Genomic DNA, 17,550 nt, shown 5'->3' on the forward strand with positions numbered 1-17,550 from the left:
AAGCATTGTTCTTTAACAATTTGGAAAGCTGATAGTAATTAATACAATGATGTCTGTCGTTGTGTTAATACGAAAAAATTGAGTTCTTAAAACACTTTTTAAGTGTCTTGAATATTCAAGTCTAAGGCGAGTCCATTTCCTTGGTCGGAAATGAGACAAGTAAAACCAGCTGGTCGCAACGACCTAGGTGAGTGAAACTCATTTGGGTTGTATGGTTAAGCGACTAAGCGTATACGGTGGATGCCTTGGCAGTCAGAGGCGATGAAGGACGTAGTAACTTGCGAAAAGCGTTGGCGAGCTAGTAACAAGCATTTGAGCTAACGATGTCCGAATGGGGGAACCCAGCAGCATAAGCTGTTATCACTACATGAATACATAGTGTAGTGAGGCGAACGAGGGGAACTGAAACATCTAAGTACCCTTAGGAAAAGAAATCAACCGAGATTCCCCTAGTAGCGGCGAGCGAACGGGGATTAGCCCTTAAGTCAGAGGGGTGTTAGTGGAATGGTCTGGAAAGTCCAGCGGCACAGGGTGATAGCCCCGTACACGAAAACTAACCTTTGATGAAATCGAGTAAGGCGGGACACGTGATATCCTGTTTGAATATGGGGGGACCATCCTCCAAGGCTAAATACTCCTGACTGACCGATAGTGAACCAGTACCGTGAGGGAAAGGCGAAAAGAACCCCTGTGAGGGGAGTGAAATAGAACCTGAAACCGTATACGTACAAGCAGTGGGAGCGGTTCTTGAGACCGTGACTGCGTACCTTTTGTATAATGGGTCAGCGACTTACGTTTTGTAGCGAGGTTAAGCGAATAGCGGAGCCGTAGGGAAACCGAGTGTTAACTGCGCGTTTAGTTGCAAGGCGTAGACCCGAAACCCGGTGATCTAGCCATGGGCAGGTTGAAGGTTGAGTAACATCAACTGGAGGACCGAACCGACTAATGTTGAAAAATTAGCGGATGACTTGTGGCTGGGGGTGAAAGGCCAATCAAACCGGGAGATATCTGGTTCTCCTCGAAAGCTATTTAGGTAGCGCCTCGGACGAACACCTTTGGGGGTAGAGCACTGTTAAGGCTAGGGGGTCATCCCGACTTACCAACCCTTTGCAAACTCCGAATACCAAAGAGTGCTATCCGGGAGACAGACGGCGGGTGCTAACGTCCGTCGTCAAAAGGGAAACAACCCAGACCGTCAGCTAAGGTCCCAAAGTGTATGTTAAGTGGGAAACGATGTGGGAAGGCTTAGACAGCTAGGATGTTGGCTTAGAAGCAGCCATCATTTAAAGAAAGCGTAATAGCTCACTAGTCGAGTCGGCCTGCGCGGAAGATGTAACGGGGCTAAACATACCACCGAAGCTACGGGTGCAATCCATTAGGGTTGCGCGGTAGAGGAGCGTTCTGTAAGCCGTTGAAGGTGAAGGGGTAACCCACGCTGGAGGTATCAGAAGTGCGAATGCTGACATGAGTAACGATAAAGGGGGTGAAAAACCCCCTCGCCGAAAGACCAAGGGTTCCTGTCCAACGTTAATCGGGGCAGGGTGAGTCGACCCCTAAGGCGAGGCCGAAAGGCGTAGTCGATGGGAAACAGATTAATATTTCTGTACTTCCGCTAACTGCGATGGAGAGACGGAGAAGGCTAGGCTAGCGCGGCGTTGGTAGTCCGCGTTTAAGGTGGTAGGTGGGTGACTTAGGCAAATCCGGGTCACTATACACTGAGAGCTGATGACGAGGTCCTACGGGACTGAAGTAGTTGATGCCATGCTTCCAGGAAAATCTTCTAAGCTTCAGGTTAGCGGGAATCGTACCCCAAACCGACACAGGTGGTCGGGTAGAGAATACCAAGGCGCTTGAGAGAACTCGGCTGAAGGAACTAGGCAAAATGGTACCGTAACTTCGGGAGAAGGTACGCTGCTGTTGGTGATGGGACTTGCTCCCTAAGCTGACGGCAGTCGCAGATACCAGGTGGCTGCAACTGTTTATCAAAAACACAGCACTGTGCAAAATCGCAAGATGACGTATACGGTGTGACGCCTGCCCGGTGCCGGAAGGTTAATTGATTGGGTTATCGCAAGAGAAGCTCATGATCGAAGCCCCGGTAAACGGCGGCCGTAACTATAACGGTCCTAAGGTAGCGAAATTCCTTGTCGGGTAAGTTCCGACCTGCACGAATGGCGTAATGATGGCCACGCTGTCTCCAGCCGAGACTCAGTGAAGTTGAAATTGCGGTGAAGATGCCGTATACCCGCGGCTAGACGGAAAGACCCCGTGAACCTTTACTATAGCTTGGCACTGAACATTGACCCTACATGTGTAGGATAGGTGGGAGACTTTGAAGCGGGAACGCTAGTTCTCGTGGAGTCGTCCTTGAAATACCACCCTTGTAGTGTTGATGTTCTAACTCTGGCCCCTTATCGGGGTTGAGGACAGTGCCTGGTGGGTAGTTTGACTGGGGCGGTCTCCTCCCAAAGAGTAACGGAGGAGCACGAAGGTTGGCTAAGTACGGTCGGACATCGTACGGTTAGTGCAATGGCATAAGCCAGCTTAACTGCGAGACAGACACGTCGAGCAGGTACGAAAGTAGGTCATAGTGATCCGGTGGTTCTGAATGGAAGGGCCATCGCTCAACGGATAAAAGGTACTCCGGGGATAACAGGCTGATACCGCCCAAGAGTTCATATCGACGGCGGTGTTTGGCACCTCGATGTCGGCTCATCACATCCTGGGGCTGAAGTCGGTCCCAAGGGTATGGCTGTTCGCCATTTAAAGTGGTACGCGAGCTGGGTTCAGAACGTCGTGAGACAGTTCGGTCCCTATCTGCCGTGGGCGTTGGATGATTGAGGGGAGTTGCTCCTAGTACGAGAGGACCGGAGTGAACGAACCGCTGGTGTTCGGGTTGTCATGCCAATGGCATTGCCCGGTAGCTATGTTCGGAATCGATAACCGCTGAAAGCATCTAAGCGGGAAGCGAGCCCCAAGATGAGTCATCCCTTGGACTTTAAGTCCACTAAAGAGCCGTTCGAGACTAGGACGTTGATAGGTCAGGTGTGTAAGCGTTGTGAGGCGTTGAGCTAACTGATACTAATGACTCGAGAGGCTTAACCATACAACCCAGATGGGTTTTACTAAGTCGTACTTAGATAGAATACAAACACTTAAGAAGTGACTCAAACAGCTTTCCGAATTTAATTTACTGCCTGCGCAAAGATAAGACGGGTAAGTAAATAACAAATTTGCTTGGTGACAATAGCATTGTGGTCCCACCTGATCCCATCCCGAACTCAGAAGTGAAACGCAATCGCGCCGATGGTAGTGTGGGGTCTCCCCATGTGAGAGTAGGTCATCGCCAAGCGCCTAATTTGGTCTCTACTTGAAGTAAGTAGCACCATAAAGAGTTGGAGCGGTAGTTCAGTTGGTTAGAATACCGGCCTGTCACGCCGGGGGTCGCGGGTTCGAGTCCCGTCCGCTCCGCCAACACAAAGAGATAAGCCTCATCGAAAGATGAGGCTTTTTTATTTTATGCGTTTCTGTAGGCTTATCAACTTAAGCTTGTGCGCAAGCTAGCAGTATTGGGGTATGATCCTGCCGTAGCTTGCATTAAACGGTATAATGTCTTGTAGTAGGTAAGAGTCATCAAAATGAATTGTCGTCTTGGTTGTGGTGCTTGTTGTATAGCGCCGTCGATTAGTAGTGCTATTCCAGGTATGCCTGAAGGAAAGGCTGCTGGTGAGCGTTGCGTGCAATTAAGCGAAGACAATTTATGTTTGATATTCGGGTCAAAGGATCGCCCCGCGGTTTGTAGTGAATTTGAGGCTACTTTGGATGTCTGTGGTCATTCAAATGAAGAGGCATTGTGGTTGATTACCCACCTCGAATCTCAGACTACACAGTAGTGTTGTCACAGGCAGGTGAAATATGCAGTTAACTCGCTATACCGATTTTGGCATTCGTACCTTGATGTACTTAGCAATACAGCCTGACAGAAGTACGCTGTTTCGAATCGCTGAAATTACTCAGGTTTTTGATTTATCTCCTAATCATGTTTCTAAGATTGTGCATCACTTAGGAAAACTCGGTTATTTAGAGACCATTCGAGGGAAAATGGGTGGTTTTCGTTTGGGCAAGCCTGCGTCAGAGATTAACCTAGGGCAATTGGTGCGTGTGCTTGAACACTCTTTAGCTCCTATCGATTGTAGTAAACCCTATTGCAAATTCACCCCAGCTTGCCAACTTAAAGGTGTGTTAGCCAAGGCGGTGGAAGCTTATCTTGGTGTGCTTGATCAATACTGTCTGCAGGACATTGTGACCAACAAAGATGAATTGATGGCATTATTGCCCGATCTGTCTATTTCAGTCTTAAAGTTGGACTAACAGGTTGTAAAGCAAACTTGCTGCTCAGGAGTTGAGTTGGTGTGACTAGCTGAATTCCTTCCAGCTCTAACCGTTCGATATTCGCCCTTAAAAATTTAATCGTTTGTGGATAGGGATGAGCAATAACTACAAGCTGCCCTTGAATATGTGCCTGTTGAATCATTAAGTTGAATTGCGATTCTATTGCCTGTTCGCTGACGTCGTTATCGAGAAATAGTTTACGTGCCAGTACTGGTACCCCTGCCTTTTGTGCACTTGTTTCAGCAATTGTATATTGTGTTGTCCTGCTATCGATAAAATACACTTGCTGTTGCTTAAGAGTATCCATTAACCACGTCATAGGTTGCCCCATTTGGGTTAACAGACTACCCATATGATTATTTACCCCTTTGACATGGGGAACGCTGGCGAGTGCAGATAGTACTTGTTGGCGAAATTCATCTTCACCCATTTCACTGGTGAGCCCACCGGAACCCATCGCTTTACCGTTCAATGCCTGCATGGGTAAATGCAGCATGATTTCATGGCCTTTTTCGTGTCCTATCTCTGCCAGTTTGGTTGTTAATGGGGTATAGGGTAAGACGGATAGTGTGACCGAAGGTGGAAGCGTTAGCACGTCGACATCGGCTTTGCGATCACCGATGTCATCCATTATTAGGGCGATTTGCGCGGCATGGCTGGGTGCGATAAAAAGCATCCCAAGGGTCAGAATAGTTTGTAGGCGCACTGTGCTCACTTATTAGTCGTGGTGTTTCATCCAAGCTATCGCGGTGTTGACGATATTGTCTTGGCTAACATCGGTCCGTGCTGTTATGGCATCGATTATAGCTAGATTATCTTGGCTGCTGCCAGAAGCGATTTTGATATCTGGGACAATACCCATATCGTGGATATTATCGCCCCTTGGGGTGTTGTATTGGGCAATGGTGAGCTTAATAGCGTTACCATCGTTAAGTATGGGGATAAGACTCTGAACAGTGCCTTTACCAAAACTGGTTTCTCCGAGCAATTTAGCGCGGCCATTCTGCTGTAATGCTGCTGCGAGTACTTCAGCTGCTGAAGCTGAGCCTTTATTGATAAGTACTAACATAGGCACATTACCAAGCATAGTTTTAGGGGATGCATAGTAATCTGAGTTAGCATCAAAATAACGTCCCGAAGTGGAGACGATACGGCCCTTGGCAAGAAAGAGATCTGCGATTTTAATGGCCTGGTCGAGGAGTCCCCCTGGGTTGTTGCGTAAATCGAGGATCAGGCCATTTAAGTGTTGATGCTGCCATGGCGTGAGCGAACGAACCATATCCACGGTGGAGTTCTCTTGGAAGCTTGATAACCTGATATAGCCTATATTGCCATTAAGCAACTTACTGCTGACAGATTCGATGGTAATAGTGCTGGGTTTTAGGGTCACCACAAATTCTTTGTCATTGTTGCGGTGTTTTAACGTTAACTCAATACTCTGATTTTTAATGCTATGTTGCTTAATCTTATCTAGGATTTCGGCAAGATTAGACTCAGTTGCCAACGTTGTATTTAACTTCACGATAGTGTCACCCGCTTCAATACCTGCAAGTTCTGCAGGGGAGTTGGCAAAGGGGGTAACGATACTGATCTTGTCTTTATCACTGGCCACTTCAAAACCAAACCCAAAATATTCACCGCGATTGTTGTCGCGCAAATCTACGAGTTCTTGATGATTTAAAAAGCTGGAATAGGGATCTAAGTGTTCGAATATTCCTTTAATAGCGGCTTGTACTAATTCTTCTTTCGTGAGGGTTTTTACATAATAGGTTTCGACAGTCTCAAGCACATCCTGCAATAGGGGATAGTCGAAGTCACTGCGGTAGGTTTTGGCATTCTCTTGGCTAGAGAGGCTAACGGACAGTCCAAGGCTTAGGCCGAGTGTGACACAGGCAAAATTGCGGATGAATTGATTCATGGCTGTCCCCTATAAATTCGGGGACAACCACGTTAGCTAAGTACTGATTAGCGACAGTACTTGGCTGGATCGACGGCTTGCCCCTTATACCTAATTTCAAAGTATAGGCCAGGCTCTGTCTGTCCACCTGAGCGACCAACTAAAGCAATTGCATCGCCAGCTTTGACCATATCGCCAGGGCTTTTTAATAATGCTTGGGCGTGACCATAAAGACTCATATAGCCTTTGCCGTGATCGACCACCATCACGAGACCAAACCCCTTTAGCCAATCGGCGTAAATCACCTTACCGCCAGAAACTGCGCGAATATTTTGGCCTTCAGGCGCAGACAGCAAAGTGCCTTTCCAGACGACTTGGCCCGAGCGTGGGCTGCCAAAGCTAGCACTGACCCGACCCTTAGTCGGCCATTTGAGTTTGCCGCCCTGTTTATCAAAACCTTCCATCGAAGGCACACTGCGTGAAGCCTTGAGCGCTTGATCGACGACCCGCTTTAAGCTGGCCTCTTCAATTTGCAATTGCTCGAGTTCCGCGCCCTTAGAGTTGAGGGTACGTTGTAATTCTTTAAGCGTTGCTTGACGTTGATTTTGTTCTTGGCTCAGGCGCTTAGATTGCACCTGCTGCTCGGCAATCAAACTGTTGAGTTGTTTTTGCTTTTTAGTTTGAGTGGCTTTGATGTCTTCCAGCTCATTAAGCGTCTGTTTGAGCTCATTAATGGATTTCATCCTTGCCTTGTTGAGATATTGGTAATAGGCCAACATCCGCTCGATACTGGCGGGACTCTGCTGATTTAGCATCATTTTAGTGTAATCGTGATTACCGGCTAAATAGGCGCTTGAAAGCTGTTTTGACAGGGTGTTTTGCTGAGTCACCTTCAAGGTTTCTAACTCAGACTGGCGCTGCTTGAGTTCGGCGAGCGAAGTATCGATTTGCGCTAGACTGTTTTTGGTGCTGTTGACCTTTTTCGCCGCAGCGGCAATGGCTTCTTCATCGCTACGCAGCAATGAAAGCAGTTTTTCCCGTTGTTTAGTGGTGTTCTTGAGCGCGCTTTGTTGAGCATTGATTTGCGCTTGAATCGATTTCAAATCGGACTGACGCTTCTCCAAATCAGAAGCGTCTGCCAAGCAAGAAAACATCATAAAGCCAGCGATGATGCTGGCTTTAATGGGGAGTCTAATACTCACTAGCTCACTATTACTCTTTTACGTGAATTAAAGGTTTACCTGTCATTTCAGCAGGAACCGCTTCACCCAACAGATGGAGAATGGTTGGCGCGACATCGCTGAGCTTGCCACCTTCATCGATAGTGGCATCACGGCCAACAAACACAAAGGGCACTAGCTCGCTGGTGTGTGCAGTATGGGCTTGACCGGTACTCTCGTCTGTCATTTGCTCAGCGTTGCCATGGTCTGCAGTGATAATACATTCACCGCCAACCTTGGAGAGCGCATCTACTACGCGGCCGATACAGGTATCGACAGCTTCGCAGGCTTTAACCGCCGCATCAAAGTTACCCGTGTGACCAACCATATCGCCATTAGGGTAGTTACAAATGATTACATCGTATTGATTTGATTCGATTGCTGCAACTAACTTGTCAGTCAGTTCTGTTGAACTCATTTCAGGTTGCAGGTCGTAGGTTGCTACTTTAGGTGAGTTGATCAGGATGCGGTCTTCACCAGTGAACGGTTCTTCTTTACCACCGTTGAAGAAAAAGGTCACGTGGGCATATTTTTCAGTTTCGGAGATACGTAACTGAGTACGGCCACGGTTTTGCAGCACTTCACCTAAAGTATTTACTAAGTTTTCAGACGGATAAGCGATGGGTGCTTTGATGTCGGCTGCGTATTCGGTCAGGGTGACAAAGTGAACCTTTGGCGTCACAGCACGTTCGAAACCGTCGAAATCTGGATTGATGAAGCTGCGGGTGATCTGGCGAGCACGGTCTGCGCGGAAGTTCATGAAAATCAGCGCATCGCCATCATTTAATGTGGCTACTTGACCTTGGTTATCGACAATAGCAGATGAAGCCACGAACTCGTCATTCTCTTCACGGCTGTAGGCGGCTTCTAATGCAGTCACAGCGTTATCATATTGAAATTTGGCTTTACCTTGGGTGATCAGCTCATAGGCTTGGGATACACGATCCCAGCGGTTGTCACGGTCCATGGCAAAGTAACGACCAATAACAGAGGCGATACGGCCGTGGCCTAAGCTCGCAAACAGGTCGTTAAAGTGGCTTAAGGTGCCTTTCGCGCTGCGTGGTGGCGTGTCGCGGCCATCTAGGAAAGCATGTAGGTAAACTTTAGTGGCACCGCGCTCAACTGCCATGCGGCACATGGCTTCGATATGTTCTTCGTGGCTGTGAACACCACCTGGCGATAACAGACCCATGATGTGTACTGCGCCGTTGGCTTTAATGGCGGCATCTACTGCGTTACACAGCGCAGGATTCGCTTCGAACTCGTGGTCATCAATGGCTTTACTGATGCGGGTCAGTTCTTGGTAAACGATACGGCCAGAACCTAAGTTGATGTGGCCTACTTCAGAGTTACCCATTTGACCATCCGGCAGGCCAACATCTAAGCCAGAACCAGAGATTAAACCGTGGGGAAATTGGGCATTGAGTCTGTCGAGTACCGGTGTGTTGGCGTGATGCACCGCATTCATATGCGTATTTTCACGGTAACCCCAGCCATCGAGGATCAACAACGCGATAGGACGTTTAGTTGTCGTCATGGTGATACCTTTAAGTTTTAAAGAATCTAAGAAATCTGAAATTGGTCAAATATTACTACGTAAGCGAAGTACGACAAAGCGCTTTACCTAGATTAGGTTCATCGACTCAATAATTAAGCGCATTTCATTTGATATGAACAGAATCGTTAGCCAACAGGCTTTGCTCGCTGTCTCGAACTGTGACTTAAGAGCTGCAATCTCCTAAGGCAATCGGTATACTCTGTGCCCTTAAACGAATTTTCGCCATTTATACGGGCCCTAAAGATGCAAGAATATATCGAATTTTTTAAAGCTCACTCTATGTTAAGTCTGGCTTGGATAGGTTTGTTGGTTGCGTTTGTCGTCACAGTGGTTAAATCTAGCTTCTCTAAAATCAAGAATATCAACCATCAAGAGCTCACCATTTTAGTGAACAAACAAAATGCAAAAGTGGTCGATGTGCGTTCAAGTGACGACTTCCGTAAGGGGCATATTGTTGATGCACTTAACGTAACACTTGCAGAAATCAAAAATAATCAAATTTCTACCCTTGAAAAGCATAAAGGCAGTCCCATTATATTGGTATGTAATGCTGGAATGACTTCGTCTCAAGCGGCTCAGCTTTTAAGTCAAAAGGGTTTTGAGAACCTGTATAACTTGAAAGGTGGTATGGGTGAATGGCAGGCAGCCAATATGCCTGTTTCAAAAAGCAAAAGATAAGTTGTCGGCGGCAGTGATGCATGGTGTTGTCGCATCATAGGCACAACACCAACCCCATTATTGTTGGCATACAGATCCTGCGGTTGCTAAGGGCTTAATTTAAGTTTTTAGATGGGTTAGATACCCGCTAAGGGAAAATTTGGGTAGTTTTAAGAACGAATCTTAAGAATAAAGCCCGAGCTAAAAAACATATAAGTCAGCCAACATGAGCTGGCACAACATTGATAGGATAGGTAGGAAATTATGGCTGAAGTAGCAAATAACGAACAACAAGCCCCACAATTCAACATCCAACGTGTTTACACTAAAGATGTTTCTTTCGAAACCCCTAACAGCCCAGCGGTTTTCCAAAAAGAATGGAACCCAGAAGTTAAGTTAGACTTAGACACTCGCAGCGCTAAATTAGCTGACGACGTATACGAAGTTGTACTGTCTCTGACTGTTACTGCACAAAACGCTGGCGAAACTGCATTCCTGTGTGAAGTTCAACAAGCGGGTATCTTCTCTATCGCTGGTTTAACTGAGCCACAGTTAGCTCACTCTTTAGGTGCATACTGCCCTAATATTCTGTTCCCATATGCGCGTGAAGCCGTTGGTAGCTTAGTTGCTCGTGGTACTTTCCCACAACTGAACCTAGCGCCAGTAAACTTTGATGCACTGTTTGCACAATACGTGCAACAACGTCAAGCGGCTGCAGCATCAACTGCACCAGAAGCTGAAGAAGCTACTGCTTAATTACATGAAAAACTCTGCCGATATTACGGTGTTGGGGGCGGGCTCTTATGGCACCGCCCTTGCCATCTCTTTAGCCAGCAATGGTCATAAAACCTTGCTGTGGGGGCACGAAGCTGCCCATATGCAAACTCTGGCTCAGGACAAATGCAACCAGGCCTATTTGCCGGGTATTGCGTTTCCAGATTGCCTCCAGGTTGAAGCCGATTTAGCCACTGCACTTGCGGCCAGTAACAATGTGTTAGTGGTCGTGCCGAGCCATGTATTTGCCTCGGTATTAGCGCAGGCTAAACCTTTACTGCGCAAGGATGCTCGCATCGTTTGGGCTACTAAAGGTCTCGAGCCTGAAACCGGTCGTTTGCTCCAAGATGTGGCCCGTGATGTCTTAGGGGAGCAATATCCGCTAGCGGTGTTGTCTGGCCCAACGTTTGCCAAAGAACTTGCCATGGGCTTGCCTACGGCGATTTCGGTTGCCGGTACTTGTCCTCAATTTACCGACGATTTGGTCGAATTGCTGCACAGCCCAAAACGCCTGCGTGTATACGCCAATGACGACTTTATCGGTCTGCAATTAGGTGGCGCGGTGAAGAACGTAATCGCCATTGGTGCAGGTATGTCGGACGGCATTGGTTTTGGGGCTAATGCCAGAACGGCGTTGATTACCCGCGGTTTAGTTGAACTGACGCGCCTTGGTGAAGCACTAGGAGCAAATGCAGCGACCTTTATGGGAATGGCGGGTTTAGGCGACCTTGTGTTGACCTGTACCGACAATCAATCCCGTAACCGTCGTTTTGGTTTAGCCCTAGGTAAAGGTTGCGATGTGGATACTGCACAGACCGAGATTGGTCAAGTGGTTGAAGGCTATCGCAATACCAAAGAAGTGTTTACGCTGGCTAAGCGTATGGATGTTGAAATGCCCATCACTGAGCAGATATATCAGGTGTTATACCAGGGTAAATCGCCACTCGATGCGGCAAAAGAACTCCTCAGCAGAGAAAAGAAATCAGAAACACCAACCTAAAGGGAAAGGTGTGATGATCCGGCCATAATGCCGAATAAGCGAAAGGGTGCTAGAATAGCGCCCTTTTTTATTGGCGATTTTTTAGCAGTATTCTTAGTGCTTGATTGTTAACGACTCTGACGTTTGAGAGTGTATTGAATGTCGTTACTCTTAAACGCAGGTCTACAAAAATCGTCCTTGTGTCGTCTCAATGGTTTGGAGCAGTAGCGTGAAACATCATGATGTCATTATTATCGGAGCTGGCGCCGCAGGTTTAATGTGTGCCGCCACAGCGGGTTACCGAGGCCGTGATGTGCTAGTGCTCGACAATGCCAAGCAGGCGGGGCGTAAAATCCTGATTAGCGGCGGTGGCCGTTGTAACTTTACCAACCTCAAGGTTGAGCCTGCTAACTTTATCTGTGGCAATCCTCACTTTGTAAAATCAGCGCTTGCGCGTTATCCGTCGCAGCAATTTATCGAATTGGTTGAGCGTCACGGTATCGAGTACCACGAGCGCGACCACGGCCAATTGTTCTGTAACGATTCGGCGAAAGAGATAGTCACTATGCTGCTCACTGAATGTGAGTGGGCGGGCGTAAGCATTAAACTGCGCACCGATATTCTATCGGTCAGTAAGACCGATACAGGGCGTTTTGAGCTTAAGACCTCAAGTGGCGAGTTAAGTTGTGACTCACTAGTGATAGCCACCGGCGGATTATCTATGCCGAAATTAGGTGCTACGCCCTATGGTTATCAGCTAGCCGAGCAGTTTGGCCTTAAAGTGCTGCCAACCCATGCAGGCCTAGTACCATTCACGTGGCATAGCGAAGATAAAATTCGTTTCGAGCCCCTCTCTGGCATTGCAGTGCCGAGTCGCATTACCTCCAAGGATGGTACTAGCTTTAGCGAAGCCTTGCTCTTTACCCATAGAGGCTTATCGGGGCCTGCTGTTTTGCAAATCTCCAACTATTGGAAGGCGGGCGAGACCATTGAAATCAATCTGCTGCCCAATATGGATCTTGCACAAACGCTAGAGCAGCAACATGCCGCACATCCAAAGCAGAGCCTGCGTAATACCCTAAGTCAGTATTTACCGAAACGCTTGGTGGAAGTGCTGTTTGAAGAAGAACTGTTGAACAAAGCGTTAAACCAGCTCGTACATGCCGAACGCGACAAGCTGGTGGATGACTTACACCGCTGGACGGTATTAATGAACGGCACCGAAGGTTACCGCACCGCCGAAGTCACCCTTGGCGGTGTAGATACCCATGAACTTTCTTCTAAAACGATGGAAGCAAATAAGCTGCCGGGGCTGTTTTTTGTCGGTGAGGTGATGGACGTGAGTGGTTGGCTCGGCGGTTTTAATTTTCAGTGGGCCTGGGCATCGGGCGTTGCAGCAGGGCAAGCGGTTTAGTTTTTTTTGTTGTGCTTCTAATCCTAAGTTCTCTCTCATAGGGCACTAGTTAATTATAAATTACTGCTGATTTTTATAGACTTTCTCCTCCGAAGTCTGAGCAAGCGCTATACTTCTGAGCAATGACCTTGTTACTAAGACTAGTAGCGTTTGCTCGGGAGTATAAAAGAATGGGAGAGAGTCGGTTTCTTGGACGAGCAATTGTTGCTGTGGTTTTGATAATGCAGCCCTTTGTTACCTCTAATCTCATTATCTCCGCAAATGACTTGCTTGAGGATGTGACTCTCATGGGTGTATGGCTATGAAATGGCATTCACTAGTCACTCGCTTACTGCTGTTGTGTTCTTTTTTCGCCGCTTCGGAGGAAAACAAGTTGACGTTCGCAGCGATCGAGTATTCCGCAGATGAGCAGGTCAGTTTTTTAGTCTTACAAGAGGCCTACAAGTTACTGAATCGTGAGATAGAAATCGTCTCGGGTTCGTCAGCTGAATTGATTCGTAAATCGTCCTCGGGTACGTTCGATGGTGAATTGCAGCGTATAGATGGCTTGTCTCGGGTTTATCCGTCCTTGGTCCAAGTTCCTGTGCCTGTTAATGTGATACAAGCTGAAGCCTTTTCCCTAAGAAGTGATTTGAAGGTAGGAAATTGGGAAGACCTCATTCCACTGCGAGTTGGATTTATCGATGGCATGTTTTTATCGGAACAGAATCTTATCATCCGTAATCACCAAAAAGCCCCTGATTATCGAACGTTAATGCGTTGGCTGGTGGACGGTGAGATTGATGTCGCGGTCATGCCGCGGTTAACGGGCTTAAGTCTTATCCGAGAGCTTAACCTGTCTCAGATACATGACAGTGGCACTATTTTGCAAATGGTGTTTTTGTACCATTACCTCCATCAGAAACACGATGCCCTGCTGCCACAAATATCCCAAATCCTCGAGACCATGATTAAGAACGGTCGTACCCGTGAAATCCGGGAGCAATATATCCAGCAGCATGAATTTTCAGGGGTGGTTCGATGAGGAACACCATGAATCAATCGCAAATCACCCTGCGCTTTTTAGCCATTCTCTTCACGACGGTTTGTGTCGTCACCGCAGTTGGATTTTTCTCTCTGTACCAAATGTCAATCGAAAGTAAAAAGCGTGAGCTTTCCGATCTTGTTGAAGTACAGGGCCGATTGATGGAGGCCGTCGCAAAGTACGACGCTTATTTCACTGGCAGTCAGACTAATCAAGCTAAAAAGTCTACATTAGGGCAGATTCGGGAGAGTTTTCGCACTTATCAGGGGTTGGGGAATACTGGTGAGTTAGTGTTAGCTGAGCGAGTAGGTGACAAGATTTACTTTGTCTCGCCAGCCCGTAATCAGGACTATAAAACCCCTGCACCCGTTAATATTGATTCGACTTTAGCTGAGCCAATGCGCCAAGCCCTAGCGGGTAAGTCGGGGGTGATGATAGGACTGGATTACACTGGTGATAAAGTGCTAGCAGCCTACAAGTATTTGCCATTTTTAGATATGGGATTAGTGGCTAAAGTCGATGTTGAAGAGATTTATGCGCCATATCTTAAAGCGGGCGGAGTGGCGTTTATTATTGCCGCTGTCGCTATATTTATCGGCATGTTGCTTAATCGACGTTTAGTCTCTCCTTTGCTCGAACAGGTCTATCGCAGTGAAGCTCGGGCGAAGTATCTTTTTGATTCTGCATCCATTCCATACTTACTGATCCGCGGCGGAGAAATTGTCGACTGCAACCAAGCGGCAATCAATATGTTTAGGGTGCCCGATAAGGAGGGGTTGCTAGGTAAGGTCGCAAGTCGATTTTCACCCCAGTACCAATCCAATGGACGCCTTTCAACTGAGCTTGCTGCAGAGTATCTTCAGCTGGTCAAGGAACAGGGCAAATTATCTTTCGAATGGGAGCTTGTGCGGACCGATAAGACACGATTTACAGTGGAGATGAGAGTATCGAGCATCTCCTTTGAGAATGAGCGTTTACTACTTGCTAGTCTTTATGATCTAACGGCAATCAATCAGGCGCAGAAAGCGCTTAAACGCAATGAGCAGTTATTCAGTAACACCTTCGAGCAGGCTGCTGTGGGGATTGCCCATGTGGGAGCAGATGGTAGTTGGCTGAGGGTAAACAATCGATTATGTGAAATTGTTGGTTACAGCAAAAATGAATTACTACATCTTTCTTTTCAGGATATTACCCACCCTGATGATCTGCAGACGGATTTGTCTCTGTTGGATAGCTTGGTTAAAGGTGATATCCCCAATTATAAAATGGAAAAACGCTACATCCGTAAAGACCACTCTTTAGTTTGGGTGAATCTAACGGTAGCGATGATTCGAGATGAGAAAGGGGAAATTGATTTCTTCGTTAGTGTGATTGAAGACATTACTGAACGGATTGAAATGCAGCGTCAACTGACCGAAGCGAAGAAAGTGGCCGACAGTGCAAACGAGGCTAAATCGAACTTTTTGGCGAATATGTCCCACGAAATTCGCACCCCAATGAACGCGATTATTGGGATGTCGCACCTAGCACTAAAAACCGAACTTACACTCAAACAGCGTAATTATATTGAAAAGGTCAGTCGTTCGGCTGAAAGTTTGCTCGGTGTACTCAACGATATTCTGGATTTCTCGAAAATTGAAGCCGGACATATGGATCTGGAGTTGCTGCCCTTTAGGATTGAGGAGGTGTTTGACACGCTTTCCAGCCTTGTTGGCTTTAAAGCGGAGGAAAAGGGTGTTGAGTTGATGTTTAAACTCGCTCCAAATTTGCCGCGTGAACTGATTGGCGATCCTTTAAGGCTGAGTCAAATATTGATAAACCTTGGCAATAATGCCGTTAAGTTTACCCCTAAGGGGGGGGAAGTCGTGGTTTCTGTGGACGTTGTGACTGAATCCGAAAAGCAGGTTGAGCTAGCGTTCAAAGTTTCAGATACGGGGATTGGGATCTCGGAAGAAGCGCAATCACGACTGTTTCGCTCGTTTTCCCAAGCGGATGCCTCTATGAGTCGGCGCTTTGGTGGCAGTGGTCTTGGACTTGCCATCTCTAAACGGCTGGTTGATATGATGGGAGGCGATATTTGGGTTCAGAGTGAACTCGAAAAGGGCAGTGTTTTTGGGTTTAAGATCTGTTTAGGGAAGCAGGAAAATGCCAGCCCCCGCCGATTTGAGCCCCACCGAAATGCTAAGGGACTAAAGGTGCTGGTGGTCGATGATAGTGATACGTCGTTAGCTATCATTCGTGAAATATTACAAAGCTTTGGTATGCAGGTCGACACAGCTAGCATGGGACAACAGGCGATCGATATGTTAGAGGCCGCCGACAGGCAACGTCCTTTTGAACTGGTCATTATGGACTGGATGATGCCTGGGATGGATGGTATTCAAACCATAGCAAGAATTAAGCAAAGCCAAAAAATCACCCACACACCCACCATTATTATGGTGACGGCCTATGGCAGAGAAGATGCCGAAATGGCGGCTGAAGGATTACAGCTCACAGCTTTTTTGGCTAAACCCATTACGCCTTCAGTATTGCTCGAAACCATCATGAGTCTAAAAGGGTGGACGGGCCTAGAAGAATCTCGAAGCGATCATCGGCAGCGTAAAATTAATACCCATGTTGCAGAGTTAAAGGGCGCAAGAATTTTGCTAGTGGAAGATAACGACCTCAATCAAGAGCTTGCTTTTGAGATATTACGTGAGCATGGAATGGAAGTAATAGTCGCTAATAACGGTCAGGAAGCCTTAGAAAAATTGACACAGCATCAATTCGACGGCGTGTTAATGGACTGCCAAATGCCAGTAATGGACGGTTACACGGCGACACAAATAATCCGTCAACAGCTCAAATATCAAGAGTTACCCATTTTGGCGATGACAGCTAATGCCATGGCTGGCGATCGTGAAAAAGTGATTATGGCGGGGATGAATGATCATATCGCTAAACCAATCAATGTAGCAGAAATGCTCAGTACTATGCAGCGTTGGATAATCCCACAGCGAGTTCTCCCTCAGGATGATCGTAACATCAGTTCCATGGCGAATGTGATGTCGGTTTTTCCCCATATCCGAGGTATCGATGTGGATGAAGGGCTACAACGGGCCATGCGTAACCAAAAACTATACCGCAAGTTACTGATCAAATTTGCCAATCAGTATGTGCAATTTGAGGAGGAGTTTGCCGCTCATAGGCTGCTTGGTGGTGAAACATTAGTGCGTTACGTTCACTCCTTAAAAGGGGGCGCCGGTAATATTTCAGCTAAGGGGGTTTATGCGGCAGCGGCTAAGTTAGAACATGCTTGCAGCCAAAATGAGAGTCCAGAGGTTATCGACAACGCTGTTGAGTTGGTTCAGCTGGAATTAACCCCAGTGATTAAAAGCATCCTTAAGCAGCTAACCGACGAAGCAGCAAAAGTTGTGATAGATTTACCCGAATATCAACGTTTATTAGAGCAGCTTGAACAGTTACTTCGCTCCTCAGATACCAGTGCTATTGATGTCGCTGAAAAATTAACGGCATCGACCTTGGATGAAACCCAACAGGAATATCTTGGGCAAATCCTTGAACATGTTTCGCAATACGATTTCGATACCGCCCTTGAACTCATGGTACAACTGCGTCAATAACCCATTGTT

12 protein-coding genes, 1 tRNA gene and 2 rRNA genes are annotated in these 17,550 nt (G+C 47.1%); 11 read left to right on the forward strand and 4 right to left on the reverse strand.

Features of this window, described 5'->3' with window-relative positions; translation table 11 throughout:
• The first annotated feature begins 213 nt into the window (after window positions 1-213).
• From K0H61_RS00185 to K0H61_RS00205, 5 genes are all read left to right on the forward strand, one after another.
• Window positions 214-3,106: ribosomal RNA gene (locus tag K0H61_RS00185) — 23S ribosomal RNA — on the forward strand.
• Window positions 3,107-3,236: 130 nt separating this feature from the next.
• Window positions 3,237-3,352 (forward strand): 5S ribosomal RNA (rrf, locus tag K0H61_RS00190).
• A gap of 45 nt (window positions 3,353-3,397) precedes the next feature.
• A tRNA-Asp gene (locus K0H61_RS00195) sits at window positions 3,398-3,474 on the forward strand.
• A 164-nt stretch (window positions 3,475-3,638) separates the two neighbouring features.
• Window positions 3,639-3,893: a YkgJ family cysteine cluster protein gene (locus K0H61_RS00200; protein ID WP_220050805.1), complete on the forward strand. Its 255-nt coding sequence runs from the start codon at window positions 3,639-3,641 to the stop codon at window positions 3,891-3,893.
• 22 nt (window positions 3,894-3,915) lie between these two features.
• Window positions 3,916-4,371 carry an Rrf2 family transcriptional regulator gene (locus tag K0H61_RS00205; RefSeq protein WP_220050806.1) on the forward strand — a complete coding sequence of 152 codons (456 nt, stop codon included), beginning with the start codon at window positions 3,916-3,918 and terminating at the stop codon, window positions 4,369-4,371.
• On the opposite strand, the gene K0H61_RS00210 is transcribed toward K0H61_RS00205, so the two are convergent.
• From K0H61_RS00210 to gpmM, 4 genes are read right to left on the reverse strand one after another with little or no spacing between them, the layout of a single operon-like run.
• On the reverse strand, window positions 4,346-5,098 hold the full coding sequence (locus K0H61_RS00210; protein WP_258405980.1) for a divergent polysaccharide deacetylase family protein: 753 nt from the start codon (window positions 5,096-5,098) through the stop codon (window positions 4,346-4,348). The genes K0H61_RS00205 and K0H61_RS00210 overlap by 26 nt on opposite strands.
• A 12-nt stretch (window positions 5,099-5,110) precedes the next feature.
• The gene (locus K0H61_RS00215; protein ID WP_220050807.1) at window positions 5,111-6,310 is read right to left on the reverse strand and encodes a S41 family peptidase; all 1,200 of its coding nucleotides are present in this window, start codon (window positions 6,308-6,310) and stop codon (window positions 5,111-5,113) included.
• Window positions 6,311-6,357: 47 nt separating this feature from the next.
• On the reverse strand, window positions 6,358-7,491 hold the full coding sequence (locus K0H61_RS00220) for a murein hydrolase activator EnvC family protein (protein WP_220050808.1): 1,134 nt from the start codon (window positions 7,489-7,491) through the stop codon (window positions 6,358-6,360).
• Window positions 7,492-7,501: 10 nt separating this feature from the next.
• Window positions 7,502-9,046: a 2,3-bisphosphoglycerate-independent phosphoglycerate mutase gene (gpmM, locus tag K0H61_RS00225; RefSeq protein WP_220050809.1), complete on the reverse strand. Its 1,545-nt coding sequence runs from the start codon at window positions 9,044-9,046 to the stop codon at window positions 7,502-7,504.
• A 264-nt stretch (window positions 9,047-9,310) separates the two neighbouring features.
• Between gpmM and K0H61_RS00230 the strand changes: the two genes are divergently transcribed.
• The 6 genes from K0H61_RS00230 to K0H61_RS00255 all read left to right on the forward strand — a co-directional run bounded on the left by K0H61_RS00230 (window position 9,311) and on the right by K0H61_RS00255 (window position 17,541).
• Window positions 9,311-9,745 (forward strand): rhodanese-like domain-containing protein, encoded by a 435-nt coding sequence (locus K0H61_RS00230; RefSeq protein WP_220050810.1) that lies wholly within the window; start codon window positions 9,311-9,313, stop codon window positions 9,743-9,745.
• A 243-nt stretch (window positions 9,746-9,988) separates the two neighbouring features.
• On the forward strand, window positions 9,989-10,480 hold the full coding sequence (gene secB / locus K0H61_RS00235) for a protein-export chaperone SecB (RefSeq protein ID WP_220050811.1): 492 nt from the start codon (window positions 9,989-9,991) through the stop codon (window positions 10,478-10,480).
• Between the two features lie 4 nt (window positions 10,481-10,484).
• Window positions 10,485-11,498 (forward strand): NAD(P)H-dependent glycerol-3-phosphate dehydrogenase, encoded by a 1,014-nt coding sequence (gene gpsA, locus K0H61_RS00240; RefSeq protein WP_220050812.1) that lies wholly within the window; start codon window positions 10,485-10,487, stop codon window positions 11,496-11,498.
• 208 nt (window positions 11,499-11,706) lie between these two features.
• The gene (locus tag K0H61_RS00245; protein WP_220050813.1) at window positions 11,707-12,891 is read left to right on the forward strand and encodes a BaiN/RdsA family NAD(P)/FAD-dependent oxidoreductase; all 1,185 of its coding nucleotides are present in this window, start codon (window positions 11,707-11,709) and stop codon (window positions 12,889-12,891) included.
• Between the two features lie 373 nt (window positions 12,892-13,264).
• Window positions 13,265-13,915, forward strand: a complete 651-nt coding sequence (locus tag K0H61_RS00250; protein WP_220050814.1) for a type 2 periplasmic-binding domain-containing protein — start codon at window positions 13,265-13,267, stop codon at window positions 13,913-13,915.
• An 8-nt stretch (window positions 13,916-13,923) separates the two neighbouring features.
• Window positions 13,924-17,541, forward strand: a complete 3,618-nt coding sequence (locus K0H61_RS00255) for a hybrid sensor histidine kinase/response regulator (RefSeq protein WP_220050815.1) — start codon at window positions 13,924-13,926, stop codon at window positions 17,539-17,541.
• Window positions 17,542-17,550: the final 9 nt, after the last annotated feature.

Source organism: Shewanella acanthi (assembly GCF_019457475.1).
Classification (GTDB): Bacteria; Pseudomonadota; Gammaproteobacteria; order Enterobacterales; family Shewanellaceae; genus Shewanella; species Shewanella acanthi.